This is a genomic window from Sorangium aterium, assembly GCF_028368935.1.
GTDB classification, from domain to species: domain Bacteria; phylum Myxococcota_A; class Polyangia; order Polyangiales; family Polyangiaceae; genus Sorangium; species Sorangium atrum.
This window is the reverse complement of record NZ_JAQNDK010000002.1, coordinates 1,644,140-1,666,837: the sequence shown is the minus strand read 5'-3', so window position 1 is coordinate 1,666,837 and position 22,698 is coordinate 1,644,140. Positions and strand designations below refer to the sequence as shown.

Annotated in this window: 15 protein-coding genes; 13 read left to right on the top strand and 2 right to left on the bottom strand. The window is 70.4% G+C overall.

Annotated elements, in window-relative coordinates:
• Positions 1–110: 110 nt before the first annotated feature.
• From POL72_RS21275 to POL72_RS21215, 13 genes are all read left to right on the top strand, one after another.
• Positions 111–1,247, top strand: coding sequence for a cobalt-precorrin-5B (C(1))-methyltransferase (locus POL72_RS21275; protein WP_272097322.1), 1,137 nt, complete (start codon positions 111–113; stop codon positions 1,245–1,247).
• On the top strand, positions 1,244–1,963 hold the full coding sequence (locus POL72_RS21270; RefSeq protein ID WP_272097321.1) for a precorrin-8X methylmutase: 720 nt from the start codon (positions 1,244–1,246) through the stop codon (positions 1,961–1,963). Before POL72_RS21275 ends, POL72_RS21270 begins: the two co-directional genes overlap by 4 nt.
• On the top strand, positions 1,960–3,279 hold the full coding sequence (gene cbiE, locus POL72_RS21265) for a precorrin-6y C5,15-methyltransferase (decarboxylating) subunit CbiE (RefSeq protein ID WP_272097320.1): 1,320 nt from the start codon (positions 1,960–1,962) through the stop codon (positions 3,277–3,279). Before POL72_RS21270 ends, cbiE begins: the two co-directional genes overlap by 4 nt.
• Positions 3,276–4,076 carry a precorrin-2 C(20)-methyltransferase gene (gene cobI / locus POL72_RS21260; protein ID WP_272097318.1) on the top strand — a complete coding sequence of 267 codons (801 nt, stop codon included), beginning with the start codon at positions 3,276–3,278 and terminating at the stop codon, positions 4,074–4,076. Before cbiE ends, cobI begins: the two co-directional genes overlap by 4 nt.
• Positions 4,073–5,212, top strand: coding sequence for a cobalt-precorrin 5A hydrolase (locus POL72_RS21255; protein ID WP_272097317.1), 1,140 nt, complete (start codon positions 4,073–4,075; stop codon positions 5,210–5,212). The genes cobI and POL72_RS21255 overlap by 4 nt, the downstream gene beginning before the upstream one ends.
• Positions 5,205–6,050, top strand: coding sequence for a precorrin-3B C(17)-methyltransferase (cobJ, locus tag POL72_RS21250; RefSeq protein WP_272097316.1), 846 nt, complete (start codon positions 5,205–5,207; stop codon positions 6,048–6,050). The genes POL72_RS21255 and cobJ overlap by 8 nt, the downstream gene beginning before the upstream one ends.
• Complete coding sequence (locus POL72_RS52285; RefSeq protein WP_272097315.1) at positions 6,051–6,476, top strand: precorrin-3B C(17)-methyltransferase; 426 nt, start codon at positions 6,051–6,053, stop codon at positions 6,474–6,476. It begins immediately after the preceding gene.
• A gap of 388 nt (positions 6,477–6,864) precedes the next feature.
• On the top strand, positions 6,865–13,857 hold the full coding sequence (locus tag POL72_RS21240) for a DEAD/DEAH box helicase family protein (RefSeq protein WP_272097314.1): 6,993 nt from the start codon (positions 6,865–6,867) through the stop codon (positions 13,855–13,857).
• Complete coding sequence (locus POL72_RS21235; RefSeq protein WP_272097313.1) at positions 13,844–15,079, top strand: hypothetical protein; 1,236 nt, start codon at positions 13,844–13,846, stop codon at positions 15,077–15,079. The genes POL72_RS21240 and POL72_RS21235 overlap by 14 nt, the downstream gene beginning before the upstream one ends.
• Positions 15,069–16,520: a metallophosphoesterase family protein gene (locus POL72_RS21230; protein WP_272097312.1), complete on the top strand. Its 1,452-nt coding sequence runs from the start codon at positions 15,069–15,071 to the stop codon at positions 16,518–16,520. Before POL72_RS21235 ends, POL72_RS21230 begins: the two co-directional genes overlap by 11 nt.
• Positions 16,521–17,123: 603 nt before the next feature.
• Positions 17,124–17,675 carry a precorrin-3B C(17)-methyltransferase gene (locus POL72_RS21225; RefSeq protein ID WP_272097311.1) on the top strand — a complete coding sequence of 184 codons (552 nt, stop codon included), beginning with the start codon at positions 17,124–17,126 and terminating at the stop codon, positions 17,673–17,675.
• The gene (locus tag POL72_RS21220; RefSeq protein WP_272097310.1) at positions 17,676–18,101 is read left to right on the top strand and encodes a precorrin-3B C(17)-methyltransferase; all 426 of its coding nucleotides are present in this window, start codon (positions 17,676–17,678) and stop codon (positions 18,099–18,101) included.
• 159 nt (positions 18,102–18,260) lie between these two features.
• Positions 18,261–18,560: a hypothetical protein gene (locus tag POL72_RS21215; RefSeq protein WP_272097308.1), complete on the top strand. Its 300-nt coding sequence runs from the start codon at positions 18,261–18,263 to the stop codon at positions 18,558–18,560.
• A gap of 576 nt (positions 18,561–19,136) precedes the next feature.
• Here the strand turns inward: POL72_RS21215 and POL72_RS21210 are convergent.
• Both POL72_RS21210 and POL72_RS21205 read right to left on the bottom strand, forming a co-directional pair.
• The gene (locus tag POL72_RS21210) at positions 19,137–21,365 is read right to left on the bottom strand and encodes a TOMM precursor leader peptide-binding protein (RefSeq protein ID WP_272097307.1); all 2,229 of its coding nucleotides are present in this window, start codon (positions 21,363–21,365) and stop codon (positions 19,137–19,139) included.
• Positions 21,366–21,501: 136 nt separating this feature from the next.
• Positions 21,502–22,656, bottom strand: coding sequence for an amidohydrolase family protein (locus POL72_RS21205; RefSeq protein ID WP_272097306.1), 1,155 nt, complete (start codon positions 22,654–22,656; stop codon positions 21,502–21,504).
• Positions 22,657–22,698 lie beyond the last annotated feature (42 nt).

Sequence of the window (22,698 nt, the reverse complement as noted above, 5' to 3'; positions counted from 1 at the left end):
GAGCGACCAGGAGGGCAGGAAATCGTCACGCCGCCCGAGGGCGGCGCGCGCCTCGAAAGCTTCTCCCACAACGCCGCGCGAAAATCGTTGTAGTCGTTCCGGCACCTGCGATGGCAGAGCTCCGGCCGAGAGACCCGAAAGGTCAGCGCGAGGGGTTCACGACGGGCGCGTGCGCGGCCGCCGCGGCCAAGGCGGCGGCGCGCGTGCTCGCGCGCGGCGCGGCGGTCGACGCCATCGAGACCACCCTGCCGAACGGGCAGAGGGTCACCTTCCCGCTGAAGCGCTGCGATCGCGACGGGCCGCGCGCCACGTGCAGCGTCATCAAGGACGCCGGCGACGATCCCGACTGCACCCACGGGGCCGAGCTCGTCGCCGAGGTCGAGCTCCGCCGCGAGCCGGGCGTCGAGATCCGCGGCGGCGCCGGGGTCGCCGTCGTCACCAAGCCGGGGCTCGGGCTGCCCGTCGGCGCGCCGGCCGTGAACCCCGTGCCGCGCCGGAACATCACCGAGATGGTCCTCGAGGAGCTCGAGGGCTCGGGCTTCGCCGGGGCCACGGTCACCCTCAGCGTCCCCCAGGGCGAAGAGATGGCGAAGCAGACCATCAACGCGCGGCTCGGGCTCATCGGCGGCATCTCCATCCTCGGGACGAGCGGGATCGTGAAGCCGTACTCGACCGCCGCCTTCCGCGCGAGCGTCGTGCAGGCGATCGACGTCGCCGCCGAGCGCGGCATCGCGACGCTCGCGCTGACGACCGGCGGCAAGTCCGAGGCGTACGCGATGAAGCTCTACCCGGAGCTCCCGGAAGAGGCGTTCATCCAGGTGGGCGACTTCATCGGCACGGGCGTCCGCCACGCCGCGCGGCGGCGGATCACCCGCGCGATCATCGTCGGCATGATCGGCAAGCTCTCGAAGATGGCCGACGGCAAGATGATGACGCACGCCGCCGGCTCGGAGGTGAGCATGGAGCTGCTCGCGCAGATCGCCGAGGAGCTCGGCGCGCGGCCGGAGATCGCCGCCGAGATCCGGCAGGCGAACACAGCGCGGCACGTGCTCGAGCTGTGCCAGCGCGAGGGGCTCACCGGCGTGGCCGGGGGGATCTGCCGGCGCGTCGTCGAGCACACCTCGCGTCATGCGGGCGGCGCCCTCGAGGTGCACGCCTGCCTCGTCGATTTCAACGGGGCGCTGCTGGGCCGATATCCGGCCGGCGACGCCGGTGCCATCGGTGCGGAGAGAGCGGAGGAGCCATGAGTGGTGATGAGGTGCGCACGGTGAACGACATGCGGCAGATGACCGCGCTCGGGCGGCGCATCGAGGACAAGAGCTTCGCGATCATCGACGAGGAGGTCGGCGCGCACGGCTTCCCGGAGGCCGAGTGGCAGGTCGTCCGCCGCGTGATCCACGCGACGGCGGACTTCGAGTTCTCGTCGCTCATGCGGCTCCACCCCGAGGCGATCGTGCGGGGCATCGCGGCGCTCCGGGGCGGCGCGCCGGTCCTCGTCGACGTGAAGATGATCGGCGTCGGCCTGAACGAGCAGCGGCTCGCGTCGTACGGGTGCGCGATCCACTGCTTCATCTCGGACGACGACGTGATCCAGGCGGCCTCCGCGGCCGGCTCGACCCGCGCGATCGAGTCGATGCGCAAGGCGCACCGGCTCGGGCTCCTCGACGGCGCGATCGTCGCCATCGGTAACGCGCCGACGGCGCTGCTCGAGGTCGTGCGCCTCGCCCGCGAAGAGGGAGCGCGGCCGGCGCTCGTGATCGGCGTGCCGGTCGGCTTCGTGTCAGCGGCGGAGTCCAAGGAGGCCCTGATCGAGTCCGGGCTTCCCTCCATCGTGGCGCGCGGCCGCAAGGGCGGCAGCCCCATCGCCGTCGCGATCGTCCACGCGCTGCTGCTCCTGTCGGCGGACTCGCCGGAACCGACAGGCTCGGCCGGCTCGGCCGAGCCGGCCAAGGTGGCGCGATGAGCGCGCGCCGCGCCGTCACCGTCGTCGGCATCGGCGATGACGGGTGCGCCAGCCTGTCGAGCCGCGCCGCGTCCGCGGTCGCCCGCGCCGAAGTGCTCGTCGGGGGCGAGCGGCACCTCGAGTTCTTCCCGCAGTTCCGCGGCGAGAAGATCGCCCTCAAGGGCGGCCTGTCCGCGGCGCTCGACCGCGTGGACGCCCTGTCCGCCGAGCAGAACGTGTGCATCCTCGCCTCGGGCGACCCGCTGTTCTTCGGCGTCGGCGCGCTCGTCGTCCGGAAGCTCGGCGGCGAGCACGTCGAGATCATCCCGAGCCTGAGCTCGGTCCAGTGGGCGTTCGCGCGCACCGGGATCGCCTGGGACGACGCCGCGTTCGTCTCGGTCCACGGGCGCTCCCCCGAGGGGTTCGCGACGCGCCTCCGCCGGCTCTCGAAGGTGGCGGTGCTGACCGACGGGGAGAACAGCCCGGCCCGCCTCGCGGCGCGGCTCCTCGAGCACGGCGACGCCGGCTGGAACGCGTGGGTCTGCGAGAGCCTCGCGGGCGCCGGCGAGCGCGTGCGCGCGTTCGACCTCGCCGCGCTCGCCGCCTGCGAGGACATCGGCCCCCTGAACGTGCTCCTGCTCCTGCGGAGCGACCCTGCGTGGCGCCCGCCGCCGGCCGTCCCCTACCTGCACGAGGACGCGTTCGCGAAGCGCATGCCGAAGAACGGCCTCATCACGAAGCGCGAGGTGCGCATGCTCTCGATCGCGTCGATGGCGATCCGCCCCGACGCGGTCGTCTGGGACGTCGGCGCCGGCTCGGGGTCGGTCTCGATCGAGGCGGCGATGCTCTGCCCCCTCGGCCGGGTCTATGCGATCGAGGTCGACCCGGAGGGCGTCGAGATCTGCCGCGACAACGTCCGCACGCACGGGGTCGACAACGTGCGCGTCGTCGCGGGCCGCGCGCCCGAGGCGCTCGCGGCGCTCGAGGACCCGGACGCTGTGTTCGTCGGAGGGAGCAAGGGGAGCATGGAGGAGATCGTCACGGTGGCGCTCGATCGGCTGCGGCCGGGCGGCCGGCTCGTTGTCAACGCCATCACGATGGAGAACGTCGCCGAGACGTACCGCGCGCTGCGGGCGCGGGGGCTCGACCCCGAGGTCACGCTGCTCTCGGTCTCGCGCGGCGTCCCGCTCGCGCGCTACGTGCGGTACGAGGCGCTGAACCCGATCCACATCTTCGCCGCGACGAAGCCGGCGAAGGCGCAGGAAGCTGCGGAGGGCGCGGGGCTGGCCCGGCCCGCGGCCGCCGGCGCGCAGCGGTCCGCCTCGGAGGCGTCATGAGCGGGCTCGGCAAGCTCTACGGCGTGGGCGTCGGCCCCGGCGCGCCGGACCTGCTCACGCTGCGCGCCGTGCGCGTGCTGCAGGAGGCCGACGTGCTCGCGCTCCCCCGCAGCTCGGATTTCGGCGCCTCGATGGCCTACCGGATCCTCGAGCCCGTCGTCGGCAAGCAGCGGGACAAGGAGCGGCTGCTCCTCACCTTCCCCATGAGCAAGGACCCGGATCGCGTCCGCCCCTACGTCGACGCGGCCGTCGAGACGATCGGCGACCGGCTCTCGCGCGGCCTCACCGTGGCGTTCGCGACCGAGGGGGATCCGTCGCTCTTCAGCACCTTCGTCTATGTGCGCCGCGAGGCGCTCCGCCGCTTCCCTGGGCTCGAGGTCGAGGTCGTCCCCGGCGTCACCTCGGTCACGGCGGTCCCTGCCGTGAGCGGGCTCGCGCTCGCCGACGGGCAGGAGCGCATCGCCATCCTGCCCGCCACGTACGGCGTGGACGACCTGACCGACGTCCTCCAGCGCTTCGACACCGTGGTCCTGATGAAGATCGGCTCGGAGATGCCGAAGGTGACCGAGGCGCTCACGCGCGCTGGCCTCCTCGATCGGGCCGTGTTCGTGTCCAAGGCGACGATGCCCGAGCAGCGGATCGTCCGCGACCTCCGGGCCGCGCAGGGCGAGCGGGGCGACTGCTTCGCCATGGTCGTGGTCACGCGCGGGGAGCGGAGCGGGCTGCTCGTCGGGGAGGCCCCGGCCTCGCCGCCGGGCGGCTTCGACAAGGCTGTTACCGAACCGGAGGCCCCATGACCGCCGAGCGCAAGCCCTACGCCATCTACGCCATCACGCGGCACGGGATCTCCATCGCGCGCAAGCTCATCGAGGGGCTGCCGGGCGCGGATCTCTACGTGTCGCAGAAGCTGTTCGACGGGGCGCCGGCGGGGGCGAAGCCGCTGCCGCTGCCGATGGGGCCGCTCCTGACGGAGGCGTTCACGGCCTACGACTGCCACGTCTTCGTGATCAGCGTCGGCGCGGTCGTGCGCATGATCGCGCCGCTGCTCAAGAACAAGAAGGTCGATCCCGCGGTCGTGTGCGTCGACGACACGGCGCGCTTCTCGATCTGCGTGCTCTCCGGGCACGTCGGGCGGGGCAACGCGTTCACCGAGAAGGTGGCCGCGCTGCTCGGCGCGCAGCCGGTGGTGACAACGGCCTCCGACGCGCTCGGGACGCTGACGGTCGACATCCTCGGCCGGGACCTCGGGTGGACCCTTGACGATCCCGACCGCAACGTGACGCGCGGCTGCGCCGCCGTCGTGAACGCCGCGCCGGTGCTGTTCGTCCAGGAGACCGGCGAGCCCTCGTTCTGGCCCGAGGCGACGCCGCTGCCGCCGGGCGTGCGCTACGCGACGTCGCTCGACGGCGTGGACCCCGGCGCGTGGGAGATCCTGCTCGTCGCGAGCGACCGCGATCTCGCCCGCTCGCACCCCGGCATCGTCGAACGCGCCGTCGTCTACCGGCCGAAGAGCCTGGTGCTCGGCATCGGCTGCGATCGCGGCGCGCCGCTCGACATGGTGGAGCGCGGCGTCGACCGGCTGCTCGAGGAGCACGGGCTGTCGGCAAAATCGGTGAAGGCGCTGGCGACGATCGACAAGAAGGCCGACGAGGAGGCGCTGCTCGCGCTGTCGGCGCGGCGGGGGTGGCCGCTCGTCACGTTCACGCCCGAGGAGCTCGACGCGACCGAGGGCATCGAGAACCCGTCGGAGACGGTGAAGAAGCACGTCGGCGCCCGGGGCGTCGCCGAGCCGGCCGCGCTGCGGGCGGCGGGGGCCGCCAAGCTGCTCGTGCCGAAGCGGGCGTACACCGAGGAGGGCGTGGGGCGGTCCATGACGCTCGCGGTGGCGCGCGTCCCGTTCGCGAAGCGCAACGTGGAGGAGAGCCATGGGTGACAGCAAAGGAGTCCTGTCGATCGTCGGGATCGGCCCTGGCGCCGAGGAGCATGCGTCCCGCGCGGCCCTCGAGGCGATCGCGGCCTCGGACCTCATCGTCGGGTACACGACGTACATCCGGCTGGTGAAGCACCTGATCGAGGGCAAGGAGGTCATCAAGACCGGCATGACCGAGGAGATCGGCCGGGCCCGCGCCGCGGTGGAGCGGGCTCGGGACGGGGCGCGCGTGGCGATCATCTCGTCGGGCGACGCGGGCGTTTACGGCATGGCCGGGCTCGTCTTCCAGGTGCTGGAGGAGATCGGCTGGAAGCGCGGCGAGTCGCCGGAGCTCCGCATCGTGCCCGGGATGACGGCGCTCAACGCGTGCGCGTCGCTCGTCGGCGCGCCGCTCGGCCACGACTTCTGCGCCATCTCGCTCTCCGATCTCCTGACCCCCTGGCCCGTGATCGAGCGGCGGCTCGAGGCCGCGGCCGCGGCCGACTTCGTCATCGGCCTTTACAATCCCGCGAGCGGGCGGCGCACGCGCCAGATCGTGCGGGCCCAGGAGATCATCCGCCAGCACCGCGCGGGCACGACGCCGGTCGCGCTGGTGAAGAGCGCTTACCGCAAGCTGGAGAGCGCCGTGCTCACCGATCTCGACCATTTCCTCGAGTACGAGATCGGGATGCTGACGACGGTGCTCGTCGGGTCGACCAACACCTTCATGTTCGAGGGGTACATGGTCACTCCGCGCGGGTATACCAACAAGTACACATGGGATGGAGCCGCGCTCCCCGGCCAGACGCCGGGGCGCTCGCTCGTGCTCTCGGACGAGAGCGGCACTGCGGAGGAGGTCTAGATGGCACGCGTAGGGAGGCTGGGCGGCGCGATCCTCGCCGAGACCCAGGGGGCGTATTACCTCATCGGCAACACCAAGGCGCCGTGCGACTTCCGCGCGGCGGGGTTCGAGCCGCCGGACGAGGCCAGTCTCGTGAAGGGGTCCTATGTCCGGCTCGAGCCGCTGCGCGACGCGAGCGAGATCGAGGTGGCTCCGCCGGTGCTGCTGCTCGACGTCGAGGGCGAGGAGCTCGCGAAGAAGCTCGTCCATCGCTTCGTGATCGACCGGAATGGCTCGGTGAGCGAGCGGCTGTGGCGGCTCGTCTACAGCCACGACGACCCGCTCGACGACGCCGAGGCGCCGGTCGAGCGCGACGCGCGCTGGCTCGGGGACATCCCCGAGACCATCTGGCAGCTCGTGCGCGACAACGTGCTGCGCTGCCTGTAGGCGCGGCTTTCCGAGCTGCAGGCGCGTGGGGGAAGGCCCGCTTCGGCCGCAGCCCGCTCCAGCGCCCCGAGGCGCGGAGCGCGACGATCCTGAGCCGCATACGCTACGCGCCTCCTCCACGACGGCCCGGCCGCGGGGCGCTGCGCGCCTGAGCTCCTCGTGCGCGACCTGCTCGTGCTATCGTCGCCGATCGACGTGGACAACCTGCCCTATCTCGTCCCCTGCACGCGCGAGCTTCGACACATCGATGAACGGAACCGACCCTTGCGTGCACTCGGCCCGCTGGCGTTCCTTCTAGGAGGGAAGCGTCACCACCGCGGGCACGCCCGGGAAGTGCCCAGCGACTCATCCTTGACAGCCCCTCTCGCGCCGGCTCGAGCCCGCCACCATGGCTGCTGAGATCACTCGCGAGCGCGGCGCGGAGATGCTCGCGAAGCGCATCGAGTCCCGCCTCGTCGCGCAGGGCTGGACTGTCGCCAACTATGCGCCCGAGCTCCCCGTGGCCGACTATCCAGCCGGCCTCGCGATCCGCGAGTACCCGACCGAGATCGGCCCCGCCGACTACGCCCTCTTCGCCGACCGCCGCCTCCTCGGCATTGTCGAGGTCAAGAGGCTCATCAAAGACCCCCGGGACGCCCTCGTCCAGGCCGGGCGCCGCGCGCGCGCCATAGGCACGCCCTTCAACTTCCGCGGGATCTACGTCCCCTTCCTCTACGCGATCGGCGATGAGGAGATATGGTTCCACGACATCCGCAGCACGGCTGAGCGACCGCGCCAGCTCGCCGAATTTCACACACCGGCCGCGCTCACCGAGGGGCTCGGCCACGATCTCGACGCAGCCTGTGCCAAGCTCGCCGCGACGCCCAACGCGAACGAGAAGCTCCGGCCGTACCAGCGGCAGGCGAACGCGGCGGTCGAGAAAGCCATCGCCGCGCACACCCGCCGGATGCTGCTCACGATGGCGGCGGGCACGGGCAAGACGTTCACCGCGGTGAATCAGGTCTACCGACTCCTCACGGCGGGCGTGGTGCGCCGCGTGCTTTACCTCGTCGACCGCCGCGTGCGCGCTAAGGAGGTCAGGCAGGCGTTCGCGGCGGCGGGCTTGTCGACATTCGACGAGATCTACGAAGTCTATGGCCAGAGCATCCGGTCAATCCCGGTGTCCTATCTGCTCGCGCCCGATGCTGCGAAGTCCTTCGTCTACGTGTGCACCATCCAGCGCATGGCGCAGAACCTCTTCCGCAAGGACGCCGTCTCCGATGACGACGCCGAAGAGGCGGAGGCGGACGACGCCGAGGAGCTCAACATCCCCGTCCACGCGTTCGATCTGGTGGTCGCGGACGAGTGCCTCCGCGGCTACGGGTCAGCGCGGCAGTCGCTCTGGCAGGCCACGCTCGATTACTTCGACGCCATCAAGCTCGGACTGACGGCAACGCCCCCGGAATACGCGCAGAGCCGCTTCGGCGAGATCGTGTTCAGCTACACCCGCCAGGAAGCCGTACGCGACGGGTTCCTCGTCGACTGCAATCTCGTGGTCATCAGATCGGGCGTCAAGCTCGACAGCGCTCTCCTCGAGGAAGGCGAAGATGTCGAGCTCACCGAGGCAGAGAGAGAACAGCGACGGCGCGAGCCCCTGGAGAACGGGCGGCCTTACGAGAGCGCGGAGTTCGAGCGCCTGTTCACCCTATCTGGAGCCAACCGGAACATCCTCGAGGAGATCAAGAACCACGCGTTGGAGCACGAGGCGCGCTATGGCCGCTTCCCCAAGACCTTGATCTTCGCGGTCAACGACGCGCATGCGGAGCACCTTGTCCGCCTGGCGCGTGACGTCTTCTCGCGGGGGGAGGATTTCGCCCAGAAGATTACCGGGACCGTCGATCGGCCGTTCCAGCTCATCGAACAGTTCCGCCACCTGCAGGTGCCGGCCATCGCCGTCACCGTTGATCTGCTCGCGACCGGCGTCGACATTCCGGACCTGGAGTTCATCGTCTTCCTCCGTCCGGTCAGATCGCGCGCCCTCTTCGAGCAGATGCTCGGGTGCGGCACGCGCCGAGGCATGAAGCACCCGGACAAGTCGCACTTCGTGGTCTTCGACTGCTTCGGTGGCACGCTCTTCGATGCCTTCCTCAAGACCACCGACATCACGATCGAGCGACCCGCGGATCCGTCGCGCAGCATCGTCGCGATCATCGAGGACATCTGGCAGGACAGGGAGCGGGCCTACAATGTGCGCTGCCTGGTCGAGCGCCTTCACCGCATCGACAAGGAGATGAGCCGCGACGAGCGGGAGGCGCTCGCGGCGTACGTGCCCGACGGGGATCTCGCGACGCTGGCCCGCGAGTTGGAGCAGCGCATCGCTCAGGATTTCACTGGCGTGATGACGCTGCTCAGAAGCGCCACGTTCCAGGAGCACGTCGCGGCGCGAGACGCTGCAAGCAACAGACCGGACGCGCGAAGTGCCCAGCTAGATCGGGAGGTGAGGATGTATCACTTGCTTGTGACGAGGGACGCGGAGGCCTGGGGCAGGAAGCCCTCCCGCTACAGGTTCCCTCGCGGCAGGTTCCTCGACCCCTCCTACCCGGAGTACACGGACGCGAGCATCCGCGAGAGGTTCGAGGATCTCCGACCTGAAACGATCGCCGAGCTGTGCTCCCTGCCCGCGCTCTTCGCGTACGAGGAGGAAGTCAAGCAACCCGCCAGGGTCGGCAAGATCTTGTCTATTGCGCGCGAGGGAGACAGCGTATCGATAACGTTCGAGCTCGATCCCAAGGAGCCGCCCATTCCGCCGGATATCTTGCTGGAGGTGCAACCTGCGCTCGGGATCCTCGATCGGGAGCTCGAACGCACGCACTGGGCCATCAAGGAAGTCGACCTCATGACGGCCTTGCATCGCTACGTGCGAGAAAACAAGGTTCTCCCTGACGCGAACCGGATCGCCTTGAGGGCGGTGCGCGCCATCCTCGACGCGGCCGAGCCCTTCGAGGTGCCTGTTGAGGACAGCGTCATCACGGTGGTTCCGCAGCGATTGCCCGCCGACCCTTGGCCGACCGGCACGTGGGGCCTGGATGAAGGCAAGGACGGCCCCTGGCCATCGCCCGTCCTTTATAATTGCTCCTGGCCGGGTGGGAAGACGCAGATCGTGGCTGCGGCAATGCGCGGGAGCGGGCGGTACCGCGACCTCGTCGCCATCGCCCTCTCCACCCGACGCGGTCCGCAGCAGCTGGTCTGGATCAACATTGCAGCGTGTCTGCGCGCAGATGAAGGGCGGGAGGTCACGCTGGAAGCGTCCTTCGCTCTGGCGAAACGCATTCCCGACAAACTGAAGGAGAAGCAGCGCCGAACCCAGCGCAGCATCGCCGTCAAGAACCTCGTCGGCCGCTCGAGCCTGCCGCTCGTACATACTTCCGAGGCGAGCATGGATGCGTTCAGGCTCACGCTCCCGGAGGGAGCCGTGGAGCCATCGCCGGGCGAGGCACTCCGCAAGCTCGTTCACCTCGCGTTGCTCAAGCTGCCTTTCATCGCGAACAACCAGGCGGATTTCATCGAGGGGATGCCCTACATCGATCCCGATCGCTCCGCGGACACGAAGACGAGCGACGCCTCTTTCGAGATTCTCCTGCGTGCGTCAGCGAAGCTCACGGCGGCCGATCGCGCTCCAAGGATTGATGTGGCGCACCTGATCGGAGGCGCATTCACATTCCGGGAGATGACCAGCGCCCGCAGCATTCTCGAGGAGAACGGCATCGACTGGAGCGCGTTTCGCGAGCTCGCGCATCGGCCGGAATGGCCTGATGATCTTGCTTCACTGTCCGGGGTGAGCAGCCAGCCCCTCGAGCCGACGGAGAACGCGAGTGCGGTGCTCCGCCTCGCCCAAGCCATGTCGTCGCGCCGCGGCGCCGGCCGCGTTCGTACGCGCGATATCCTCGCCATGGCGCTCACGCGGCGCGGGGTCCCGATCGTCGATGCCTTGCTCGCGCGAGGCTTGCTCGGCGAGCCTGTCGGCGATGTGAGATCCACGCGGATCTACGTCAAGAAGACGCGGGATCCATGGCGCCTACCGGTCGAGGCATTCACCATCCCGACAGGCCCTTTGCCCAGAGACGAGCCCGCAGGCAGCTTCTGGAACGCTCTGCTCAAGGCGGTCGGGGAGAACCGAGATCTTCTGGTGGCAGCGTTGCAGCCGGCGCAACAGAAGGGCCTCACGCCAGCCGGTCCGATCATGACGCGTCTCCCCGACGCCATCTTCGATATCGTGGTGCCCGGCATCAGCTTCTTGGCGACGTCGGCAGAACGAACCGAGGGCGCGGTTCAAGCAACCGCCGCGGTGGCTGCCCAGGCCGCCGACGAGGGGATCTCCTCGGTCGCGATCCCGTTCCTGGGCACCGGCGCTGCCGGGCTCGAGAGCGGAGAGGTCGTCGACGCGGTGATGACCACGCTGCTCAAGGGGACATCACGCGCGCCGAGCGTCGTCGTGCTCACGACGCTCGTAGAGAGCGCGGTCAGCCAAGCGCGCTTCGTTGGAGGGATCCTGAGCACGACGGCGCGAGCTTCGACGCCGGCCCCATCCGACGAGCCGCCCGCCGCACCGATCAGCGCGAGGAGCGAGCACTCTTTTCCGGGTCATTCATCGGAATCGATGAAGCCTCCTGACCCTCCCCACGCGGACATCGCCCCGTCGCCATCTCCTGGGATCCGCGCTGCCGCCGCATCTCCGGCGAAAAACATGCCCAAGCGTGCTGAGGACAACGATCCCAAGCTCAAGGGCCCATGGGCAAGGCTTGCTATCGGCACCGGCAAGGCCGAGCTGATCACCCCGGAAGGCACCGCCTGGACGCGCCAGGTTCCGAGCGACTGGGCGACCGTCGAGGTCGACCTGGCGGACTGCAAGCTCTCGATCGAGGACGCCCTGGGCAAACTCGAGCAATGGGACGAGACGGTGACGGCCGCCTTCGGTGACGCGCTGAGCACGCTCCTCTTCGGCCAGCCCACGCCCGCCGAGGTCCGACGGGCGCTGACGGTCCGGGCGGGCACGACGCTCCGCCTCGGGCTCGAGCTCGACACGGCCGCCGCCGTGGTGCCCTGGGAGTACCTCCGCGTCGATGACTCGTTCCTGATCGAGCAGCGCATCTCGATGATCCGCCACGTCGACGCGCAGGGCACGCCAGTCCCGCTCCGCCTCGGGAAGCCGCTGCAAGGTATCGCCTTCGCCTGGGCCAATCCCAAGTACACGGACGACGATGACTTCCTCGACGAAGGGCACGTCGAGCGGATGCAGGAAGCCCTGCACACCGTGCGCGCCACGGTCCACCAGATCGCCCGTTGCAGCCCGCGCACGCTCCAGGAGGTGCTCCAGCGCGCGAACGTGGAGGCGCTGCACTACCTCGGGCACGGCGCGATCCAGTCCGGGAACCGCGGTGTGCTGGTCGTTCACCCCGAGGCCGGGAGCGACGTCGAGTACGCCGAGATCGAGGCGCGCGAGTTCGCCACGTGGATCGGCAATGCCCAGGCGAAGCTCGTCTTCCTCGGCGCTTGCCACAGCGGCGCCGTGCCGCCGCGCGCCGAGCTGACCAGCCTCGCCGGCGAAATCACCCGCCGCACCGGCGTCCCCGTCGTGGCCATGCAGGTCGCGGTTCCACGCGATTTCGCAACGAAATTCGCCGCCGAGTTCTACGCCAGGCTCTGCGAGGGATCGGATATCGAGCGCGCCGTGTACCTCGCGCGCCAGGTGAAGCACCGCGGCCGACACGCGTTCGGGATTCCCGTCCTCTACGCGGACCTGAGCGCTGCTGAGCCTGCCGATCTGCCCGAGCCGCCCGCGGCCCGCTGGGCGTCCTTCGAGGTCACTCCGCGGCACACGGAGCCCCCCGGGCGCGCCCGCGAGGCGTGGCAGGAGGCGCCCCTCCCCGAGGACGCACGCGAGCTGGTCAACGAGGCGCTGAAGACGATCGAGCACGAAAATCCCGCGGCCGAGATCCCGGTGCCTCAAGGCGCCGACGACACCTCGGTGCGCAACGCGTTACGCGAGCTGTTCCGGTCGCCGCGCAGGCCCGATGAGGACAAGCTGGCCAGTGCCCTCTCTGCGCAGCAACGCGTGGCGACCGCGCCCGCAGCCACCCCGCTGCGCGTCCACGGCCCGGTGGAGACGCTCGACGATCAGCCCCTCGAGCCGCGATGGGACGAGATCGAGCCCAAGCTCGCCGAGATCCGCAGCCGCTACGCCCTTCCAGATGAGCTGCTCTGGCGCGCCGTTGGCGAGCTGTTCGCAGGACGCCACGTGCTCTTCGTCGGACCGGTGGGCACGGGCAAGACGACCTTGGCCCGCGAGATCTGCGCCGCTCTCGGCAAGGACGCCCACGTCGCCACCGCGTCGGCGGACTGGACCGCGTTCGAGGTCGTGGGTGGGTTCTTCCCGCGCGTGGAGGAGAGCGGCGGCGAGGCGCGCACGAGGATGGTCTTCCGACCGGGCGCGTTCACGGAAGCGGTGCTGGCCAACTGGCAGGAAGCACCGGCCGCGGAGGGACGCACGGCGTGGCGTCGCGGCGCGGGCGGGACCTGGCTCCTGCTGGACGAGATGAATCGCGCGGATATGGACCGCGCCCTGGGCCCGGTGTTCACGGCCCTGGAGACGCGGCGCCTGCGCGTGCCCAGCGCGTCCTTCGAGGAGAACGCGCCGTCCACCGTGGAGATCCCGGTCCCCAAGGACTTCCGTGTGCTCGCGACGCTGAACGGCGTGGACCGACACTACCTCTTCCGCATCTCCGACGCGCTCAAGCGGCGCTTCGCCTTCATCGAGGTACCCGTGACCTGGGACTTCGTCGGCGAGTGGGAGAGCATCCGAACGCGCTCCGCTGGCGAGCTCGCGCCGGACGGGCCGGCCGGCGATCTGCGGCGCTTCGTCTACTTGGCCCGCGCATTCCACCCTGTCGGGACGGCTCAGCTGTTCGCCGCCGCGCGGTTCCTCGGCGCCTGCGAGGCCTCCAAGCTGGCCCTTGAAGTGCGGCTCGTCCAGGCCATCATGGGATCCGTGCTGCCCGGGCTTGAGGACGCATCGGCACCGCTGCTGCGACTCCTCGCGGTGTGGGCGAGCGGCGACTCTACCCTGCTCGCGGGCGCGCTCCGCAGCGCGGTCCTGAGCCCTGCGGACGCTCCAGCGCCGCTCGCCGCCGCCGCGCCCGCCCTCGTCACGCTGCGCGGGAGGCTCGAGCAGCTCTCCGGCGACCTCGCGGCGCCGGCCGCACCCCCGGGCGCGCCGGAAGATCTCGCGCAGGTGGTGCAGGTGATCGCTCCGGTGCTCGCGCGCCGCGCGCATGGCCTCCCGACCCTCGAGCGCAAGCTGGATGAAATGCGCCGTGCCAACGAGGGCTATCATGTGGGCGCTTGATCGCTGTGGCTGGGGCGCCGGCGCCGTCGATAGCGAGCCTCCTCTCCGCTCGCCCGCAGCGGCCGAATGCTGCCGCGCCCTCGCACTGCGGGCGAGCATCGAGCTGCTCGGCGACGCGGTCCTCGGCGCGTCGGTCAACCCCCTCTTCGCGCCGCGTCGAGCCGGCGATCCGGAGGCGGTGCTGGTGAGGCTCCTGGGCTTGTTACGGCGGCTTCTAGAGCGCGAGCTGCCGCAACTCGGGCGGGTGGTGCGCTGCGAGAGCGCGGCGCGGGAGAGCTGGCAGCGCGTCCCTTCGGGCGGGCGCGTCGACGCCGCAGCGTCGATCCGGACCTCGCTCTCGCGCGCGGGCCAGCCAGCTCCCGATTCGTGGCTGGTGCGGCGCACGGAGCGCCACGTGGACACGCCGGTGAACCGCCTCCTGGCCAGCATCCTGCGGCAGACGGAGACCACACTGCGGCAGATCGCAGGGCAGGATGGCCTGGCCGGAGCGTTGCTCCGCGGCGAGCGCTCGCTGGTCTCGCGGAGCCTGCTCGCGGTTCGCGGCTTCCTCGCCTCGAGCCCTCTTGGTGACGTGCCCGTGCCAGTTGCGCCGCCCGAAGCGCTGATCCGCGATGCGCGGGGTCGCGAGGCCGAGATGACCCGCTTCGCCGGGTTGCTCGGGTGGTGGCGCGCGCTGCGTGAGACGGAGCTGACCGCGCTCCATGCCCTATCGGGCCCCGACGTCTTCAAAGCGCTCTCGACGGCCTCCTGCTATGAGCTCGCCTGCGCGGCGGGCCTGATCCTCGCCCTTCGCGATCGCTTCGCGGCGGCTCCAGCGGCCGAGGCGGGCACGTTCGCGTTCATCACCCCCTTGGGCCTGCTGCGCGCGGCCTTCGGCAGAGGCCGGGAGCGGCGTCACGCGCGCCGCGCATGGACCGCGCTCCTGGAGCTGCCTGGAGGTGTCGAGATCATCGTGGAGGCTCGCAACGCCTCCGCCGATGCCGCCGCCGACCTGACCGAGTGCCTCCATCTGTGGTGCGATGCCGCCCCCGGAAAGCGTATCGCTTACGTGCTGACGCCCGAGGCTGCTCCCGATGAGCCAGGCGACACGGGCTCTGGGCTCCGCGCTCGGCCGTTTCTCGCGGGCGTCGCCGGGGGTACCACGGCCAACCCCGCCGCCGAATGGACTACCCTGCTCGACGAGATCTGGTCCCTCGAAAAGGAGCGATCCCATGCCCGCTGAGCCCACCGAACGCGTCGTCGCGATCAGCGATATCCACATGGGGGCCGACAACGGCCGCAGCATTTTCAGCGCGCAGCAAGAGCTCGCAGCGTTCATCGATTACCTCGCGGCCGCCCCCGAGCGCCTCGACCTGATCGTCCTCGGCGATGCGCTCGACTATCTCCAGGTCAGCCCCTTCCTCGACTTCACGGGCGCCACGGCGAGACAGAAGACCCAGGCGATCGTCGCCCACAACCGCGAGGTCTTCGACGCGTTCGGCCGCTTCATCGGGTCGGGCAAGCGCCTGCGCTGGTGCATGGGCAACCACGATATCGAGCTGGCCTTGCCCGAGGCGCAGGCGGAGCTCGTCGATGCCGTGACCCGAGGGGTCGACCCAGGCGCGCATGCACGGCTCGAGCTCTGCCTTCGCAGCGAGCGCCTCGACTATCCGCTGGCGAGGGGCGGCTTGCTGCGGCTGGTGCACGGCAACAAGGGCGACCCCTGGAACGAGGTGGACCACGACGCGCTCGCCGAAGCGGTCCGCACGGGCGCTCCCTTCCCCTATCCACCTGGATCGCGCCTAGTCGCCGAGGTGCTGAACCCGCTCAAGGACGACGGATTCGCGCACGTCGACCTGCTCAAGCCCGAGCAGACCGTCGCGCTGCCGCTCACCCTGGCGTTGTGGCCCGACAACACGAAGAAGCACCTTGCAGCGGCGTTCCCCGCGTTCTTTGCCACCAAGGCCGTCGGCATCAAGTCCCGGCTTCAGCGCGCGTTCATCGGGACGCGGCCACGGTTCGGAACGTCGCCGCCCGCAGGTGCCGTCGCGACCGCGACCACGCCGGAGGACCTCCTGGCCTCGGCGCTCTCCGACAGCTTCGCCGGACAGAGCAACGACGCGCGCGACCAGACGCTGAACGCGCTGAGCTCCCTGCTCGGCGATGCGAAAGGCACAGAGGCATTCACCCGCGCGGTCACCACGCCTCAGGCCCCGGGCAAGACCTTCAGCGGCTCCCTCCCGGAACGCTTCATCGAGAGCGCCCTGCGGGCCTGCGCCGACAACGCCAATCGTCGGAGCAACCTTTGGTCTCTAGAGGCACCCGACGAGCTCGACCCCTACGTGAGCGGCGCCTTCGAGGACGGCGCCGTCGTCGTCGTGGCCGGTCACACGCACCTGGCGCGCGCGGTGTCGTACCCCGGCGGCTACTACTTGAATACCGGGACCTGGGCGAACCTGATGCGGATCCCGGCCTACGTTCGCGGCGCCGAGTTTGCTGCCCACGCCCGCTCGCTCAAGGAATTCCTCAAGCATCCCGAGCTGGCGCCCGCTGAACTCCGACCCTTCCAGCGCCTCACCTACGCCGACGTGGACCTGCGCCCGGCGGCGGGCGGCCCAGCCTTCCGCGCCGAGCTGCGGGAGTGGACTCCTGGGCCCTCGCGCGCCGTCAGCCGGTTCCCCTGATACCATCGCTGGGCGCTAGGCTCCGTCTGACGAACCGCGCCCGATGAGCTTTTTTCGCGGGTGCGCGTGAGCCCTTAGCACTGCGGTCCCGGCCTCTCGCTGAGCGCCATGCTCGGCAGCCGAGCGCGCTTGGGCCACCGCTCGCCGGAAGGGCGCCGCACCTCCGGAAGGGCCGGTGACGCCAGCGCGCGCCGGAAGCCTTTCGTGCTGGTGCCGGAAACCGTCCGGTGTACGCCGTCGGTGGTGTCCCTGGGGCTCCGACCCGAAGGCTGTCCCCGACCCCTGGCGTTCCCTTCACGATCGCTCTAGCTTCGCGCGCCCGCAGTCCCCGGCGGGATTGCCGCCACGCGAAACGAGGACAGAGCCCCCCATACACGTCTGCATCATCGGCGCGGGCCCTGGCGATCCCGGGCTCATCACGTTGTAAGGCGCCGAGCTCGCCGCCCCGCTGCCCCGTCGTCATGTACGCGGGCTCCTTCGTCCGGCGGGAATTGTGGCGTCCGCGCGGCCGGACGCGCGGGTCATCGACTCCTCCGGCATGACCCTCGACCAGATCGTGGAGGTCTTGCGGGCGTCTACGGCATGGCCGGGCTCGTCTTCTAGGTGCTCGAGGAGATCGGCTGGAAGCGCGGCGGGTCGCCGGAGCTCCGCCTCGTGCCCGGGATGACGGCGCTCAACGCGTGCGCGTCGCTCGTCGGCGCGCCGCTCGGCCACGACTTCTGCGCCATCTCGCTCTCCGATCTCCTGACCCCCTGGCCCGTGATCGAGCGGCGGCTCGAGGCCGCGGCCGCGGCCGACTTCGTCATCGGCCTTTACAATCCCGCGAGCGGGCGGCGCACGCGCCAGATCGTGCGGGCCCAGGAGATCATCCGCCAGCACCGCGCGGGCACGACGCCGGTCGCGCTGGTGAAGAGCGCTTACCGCAAGCTGGAGAGCGCCGTGCTCACCGATCTCGACCATTTCCTCGAGTACGAGATCGGGATGCTGACGACGGTGCTCGTCGGGTCGACCAACACCTTCATGTTCGAGGGGTACATGGTCACTCCGCGCGGGTATACCAACAAGTACACATGGGATGGAGCCGCGCTCCCCGGCCAGACGCCGGGGCGCTCGCTCGTGCTCTCGGACGAGAGCGGCACTGCGGAGGAGGTCTAGATGGCACGCGTAGGGAGGCTGGGCGGCGCGATCCTCGCCGAGACCCAGGGGGCGTATTACCTCATCGGCAACACCAAGGCGCCGTGCGACTTCCGCGCGGCGGGGTTCGAGCCGCCGGACGAGGCCAGTCTCGTGAAGGGGTCCTATGTCCGGCTCGAGCCGCTGCGCGACGCGAGCGAGATCGAGGTGGCTCCGCCGGTGCTGCTGCTCGACGTCGAGGGCGAGGAGCTCGCGAAGAAGCTCGTCCATCGCTTCGTGATCGACCGGAATGGCTCGGTGAGCGAGCGGCTGTGGCGGCTCGTCTACAGCCACGACGACCCGCTCGACGACGCCGAGGCGCCGGTCGAGCGCGACGCGCGCTGGCTGGGCGGGATCCCCGAGCCGATCTGGCAGCTCGTGCGCGACAACGTGCTGCGCTGCCTTTAGTCCGATCTGGCACGGCGAGCGCGCTCAGGCAGCTCGCGCGGACGTCCGGGTGCCGGGTGTTCGAGGGGACCCGCACGTTGGCCGCGCAACGACACCCGGGAAGGGGTGCCACGCCCGGGCTCCTGCGGCATCAAGGACGCTGCTGCTCCTTGTTGCACCATGGCCACAACGGCGGGATGCCGCTGCTCCTTGGTGCAACAAGGCGATGACGGCGCTACGCTTCGCGACGTGCAAGCGCTGAAAGCCCGCGTCCAGAACGGTCGCATCGTCGTCGACGAGCCCACGGATCTGCCGGAGGGCATGGTGCTCGATCTCGTCATCGCTGATCCGGGCGACGAGCTCGACGAGAAAGAGCGCGCAGAGTTGCACGCGGCCCTCGAGGAGGGGCTCGCTGAGATGCGAACAGGGGCAGGCATCGAGGCCGACGTGCTGCTCGCCGAACTGCGGGCGCGCGGGTGAAAGTCCGATTCCTGGGGAGATCGGCCGAGCAGGCGCGCGCGGTGGATGCCTGGTGGCGCGAGAACCGTCACGCGGCGCCGTCGCTGTTCGCCGACGAGCTCGCCGCAGCGCTCCGCATGCTCCGACGTACGCCGGAGATGGGAGCCCTCTACGGCCCCAAGGCGAAGGATGGAGTGCGTCGTGTCTTGCTGTCGCGAACGCAGTACTATGTATATTACGCGGTTGAACCGGAGGCGCGCACTCATCGGAGTGCTCGCTGTCTGGAGCTGCCTGCGCGGCAAGCCGCCCAGCTTGGGTCACGTGAAGGATGTGAAGAAGAACCGCTGAGGCGGAGAGCTCTCCCTCCAGCGAGCTCGGCTCGTGATCAACATCATTGCGACGCTGCTCGCCCTGAGCGAGGCGCGACGCGCCGAGCCTCCTTCCTTGGCAAACGCTGGGCGATTCCGAGACAGACGGTGCCGTCATGGCTCTCTGTCGAGCCGCACAGGCTATCCCGGAGGATCGTTCGCGGCGCTTCATCGCCGGGCGCGACGCGCTGGGCCATCATGTCATCTCGCCTGCGCAGCTCCTCGGCAGCTAGACGAACAGAGGGACCGGGTTGAGCTCGCCCTCGGCGAGCGGGCCGGCGAGCCACCCGAGCGCGCACGGCACCTCATAGAGCCTCCCCGGACCGAATCGGGGCCAGAAATGGCGTAGCCCCGGGACGATCACCTGGACCACGGCCAAGCCGATGTCGGGGCGGGTCTTGTCCACGGCGACGAGCTCCAGTCCCGCCTCGTCGAGGCGACCCAGGCATTGCTCGATGTCGGCGCGCAGATCGGCGCCGCCGATCCGGGGAAGGTGCTCGGCCGCGACCCGCGGGAGATCGGGGCCGGGGAAGAGATGCGCGCGGTCAGGCAGCCGCTCGAGGTCCCACGGCGCCCGGCGCGCCGCGCCGGGATCGAAGAGCTGGTTCAGCTCGGTGAGCGATCGCTGCACGGCCAGGCGCGGGTCGAGGTGGCAGCCGAACCCGATGCTGAATCGATCCTCCCGGGCCTCGTGGGCGAGCGCAACGCAGGTGGGGATACCGAGGTCGTGCGTCAGATCGAGCACCCAGACGGCCCAGCCGAGACGGGCATAGTCTGCCTGGAGGGCTTCGAAGTACGGGTCCCCGAAGCTGTCGAGCGCGATGGCCGGGCGCGCGACCCGGTTGTACCACCAGACCGCAGCGGCATCGCGCTCCACGAGCTCGAGCAGGCCCTGCAGCACGGCCTCTTCGAGGCAAGTGCCGGCCGCCACGCCGTTGCTGCAGGGCCCGCAGAACGCGGTACCGCTCTCGGCCGGGGCCTCGGCGTAGCAGTAGGCCAGCGGGACATAGCGCCGCTCGCGCTTGCTCAGCGACCAGGCCGGGGTCCAGTCGATCGGGGTGCTCGCATCGAGCGGCTCGGGTATCCACTGGCGGCGATCCGCTGCCCGCGCGTTGAGGTGAGCGCGCTCGCGGTACTGCGCCTCGCTGAAGTTCAGCAGATCGCCGAGCGAGAGCGCGGCCGGGCCGAGCTCGTCCTTGCTGCCGCGGACGCACGCCTCGTCCCCCTGGTAGACGCCGCTGTATCGCTCGAGCGCCTCGCAGAGCGCGCTCACCCTGGCCTGGTCCGCGCTGCGCCCCTTGCCGGCGCAGCCCTTGTCGAAGACGTTGGTGCGCGGGACGCCCTCCCGGGGGCAGGCCAGGTAGCCGGACGCGTACACGGCGCGGAGCTCGGTGTCCCGCCCCGGCATCGGCACGAGGTACGTCACGGCTCCGGTGATCGGGCTGACGAGGTGCTGATAGCGCTCGTAGGTCCGCCGCGGGGTCTGCCGGCGATATCCACCGTCCTCGTAATGGGCCTTCTCCACCGGCTGCAGTTCGATCGGGCGCTCGCCGACGGCCGCCATCCGCGCCGGATCGCCGCACACCGGGCACTGCGGCCTCCGGAGGACCGCGTGCGCGGTGATCTCGAACGTGGCCAGGTCGAGGGCGAGCACCCGGGAACCGAGCGCCTGGGGAGAGCTTGTCTCCTCCCTGGCGAGCGCGCGGGCGATGGCCGAGGCGCCGAGCCCGCAAGCGGTCCGTATGCTCGCCTCGGTGGCCGCCCTGGGGGGAGGGACGTGGCCCTCGTGCCCCCGGCGGCGGCGAACAAGCTCCTCGACAGGGCGGTTCTGGCGGATCCAGAACGCCAGGCAGTCCCAGCAGGGGCCGGCGCCGGGCTCGACGACGGGCCCGATGAGCGGCTGGACGCCGGCAGGCTTGATCAGGAACCAGCGCGTTCCTTCACGCAGCGCGCGGCGGTTGATCGAGGCCAGCTCGGGCTGCAGATAGTCGTCGGCCACGACCACCTGCACCGCCGCCTCGCCGTCGATCCGCACGCCTGCCTGTTCGAGCGCCTCGGTCATCCACACGGCGGGGGCGGCGTCGCCGACGGCCAGGACCGACACCGGGGTCCGGCTCAGGGCCACGGCGGCCGCCTTGCCGTCGAGACCCACCCCGCGCCAGAACGCCGCGTGCTCGGAGGGGAGCTCCGGCGTTGCGGGGACCAGGTAGCCACGCGCCGCGAGCCGGCTCAGGGCATACAGGGTCTCGGGCTCGGAGAACCGATCGCGCGCGGCGCGCAGGATCTCGTCGACCGTGCGCCGGCCGTCGACGAGCGCGGCCACCTCGGCGGCGCAGGCGCCGGAGACGACGAAGCGCTCGCGCTCGCCGATCAGGAAGACCACGCCCGCATCCATGCGCTCGACGCGCAGGGTGGGCTTGAACGCCAGCACCTGGCTCAGCTCCAGAGGATCCATCATCGTTTCTGGTTTCACCCGCCGATGAGCAAGTGCAAGTGGCGCGCTCGAGGAGAGCGACCGCTGGATGGCCGGGGATCGCCTCGCCCCCAAGACCCTTCAGAATCCGGGCGGAGTGGAGTCGCACGCGGGCGTTCCACTACATCCCCATGAGGCCGCAAGGGCTCTCCCAGAGGATCGCCCGCAGCGCTTTATCTCCGAGCGCGCCCCGCAGCGCCATCATCTCGTCGACCATCCCGGGCCCGTGGTCGAGGTGGGGAAAATCGGTCCCGAACATCATCCGCGTCGCGCCGATCTCCTTCACCACCCGGTCGAGCATCGCCTCGCCGGGCTCGAGCGCGATCCAGCACTGCCGCTGGAAGTACTCGGAGGGAGGCCGGCGCACCCGGCCGCGCACCTCGCCGCGCATCTGCGCGTATTCGACGTGGTCGAGCCGCCAGAGCCAGTAAGGCAGAAAGCCGCACCCCGCCTCGAGCAGGCCCACCCGCAGCGTCGGGTGGGCCTCGAGCACGCCGCCCTCGATCAGCGAGAGCAGCGCCATCATCGCCTCCATCGGGTGAGAGCACGCGTGCTGGCCGAACCGCGTCTCGAAGCGATCGGCCCCCGCCGTGGCGACGCGCGCGTGCGTGCCCTCGTGGAGGAGCACGGTGACACCGTGGTGCGCGCACGCCGCCCAGAACCGCGCGAGCGCAGGGGCGCTCAGCGTGCGGCCCTGCACCGGGTTCGGCCGGAGCACCACGGCGCGCGCGCCGTCGCGCGCCGCCTGCTCCAGATCGCCCGCCATGGCCTCCGGATCGTGGCGCGAGAGCAGCGCGGGGCCGAGGAGCCTGTCCGGCGCGCTCGCACAGAAGTCGCCCAGCCATCGATTGTAGGCGCTGGCGTAGGCGCGCGAGCGCTCGGCGTCGATGCCGTCGTCGTGGACGAGATAGGACGCGTACGTCGGAAGCAGGACGGCGATATCGACCCCGGTAGCGTCCATCTCGGCGAGGTGCCCGTCAGGCCTCTCCGAGGCGGCGAGGAGCTCGCGGCGGCGCTCGGCGGCGAGCCCGAGCTCGATGTAGGCCGCCTCGGAGATACGCAGGATCGGCTCGCCGTTCACGCAGAGGATGGGGGGCGTGGGCAGGAGCGCGTGCTCGCCCAGGCGGCTCATCCGCCTGGCCAGCGACTCGGGCGGCCTGAAGGGCGCGAGCCGAGGAGCATACGCCCGCATCGCTGCCGGCAGGTACTCCGCCCATAACGCGACGGGCTCGGAGACGTGACGATCCACATCCAGGATCCGGAAGCCATCTCTCATGCGCAGCTCCTCGGGCGGCTCTCAGCACCTGGCCCGGCTCCA

Coding starts and splice junctions, on each gene's coding strand:
- POL72_RS21275 (WP_272097322.1), top strand. CDS start 111: ATGGCAGAGCTCCGGCCGAGAGACCCGAAAGGTCAGCGCGAGGGGTTC.
- POL72_RS21270 (WP_272097321.1), top strand. CDS start 1,244: ATGAGTGGTGATGAGGTGCGCACGGTGAACGACATGCGGCAGATGACC.
- cbiE (WP_272097320.1), top strand. CDS start 1,960: ATGAGCGCGCGCCGCGCCGTCACCGTCGTCGGCATCGGCGATGACGGG.
- cobI (WP_272097318.1), top strand. CDS start 3,276: ATGAGCGGGCTCGGCAAGCTCTACGGCGTGGGCGTCGGCCCCGGCGCG.
- POL72_RS21255 (WP_272097317.1), top strand. CDS start 4,073: ATGACCGCCGAGCGCAAGCCCTACGCCATCTACGCCATCACGCGGCAC.
- cobJ (WP_272097316.1), top strand. CDS start 5,205: ATGGGTGACAGCAAAGGAGTCCTGTCGATCGTCGGGATCGGCCCTGGC.
- POL72_RS52285 (WP_272097315.1), top strand. CDS start 6,051: ATGGCACGCGTAGGGAGGCTGGGCGGCGCGATCCTCGCCGAGACCCAG.
- POL72_RS21240 (WP_272097314.1), top strand. CDS start 6,865: ATGGCTGCTGAGATCACTCGCGAGCGCGGCGCGGAGATGCTCGCGAAG.
- POL72_RS21235 (WP_272097313.1), top strand. CDS start 13,844: ATGTGGGCGCTTGATCGCTGTGGCTGGGGCGCCGGCGCCGTCGATAGC.
- POL72_RS21230 (WP_272097312.1), top strand. CDS start 15,069: ATGCCCGCTGAGCCCACCGAACGCGTCGTCGCGATCAGCGATATCCAC.
- POL72_RS21220 (WP_272097310.1), top strand. CDS start 17,676: ATGGCACGCGTAGGGAGGCTGGGCGGCGCGATCCTCGCCGAGACCCAG.
- POL72_RS21215 (WP_272097308.1), top strand. CDS start 18,261: ATGGCCACAACGGCGGGATGCCGCTGCTCCTTGGTGCAACAAGGCGAT.
- POL72_RS21210 (WP_272097307.1), bottom strand. CDS start 21,365: ATGATGGATCCTCTGGAGCTGAGCCAGGTGCTGGCGTTCAAGCCCACC.
- POL72_RS21205 (WP_272097306.1), bottom strand. CDS start 22,656: ATGAGAGATGGCTTCCGGATCCTGGATGTGGATCGTCACGTCTCCGAG.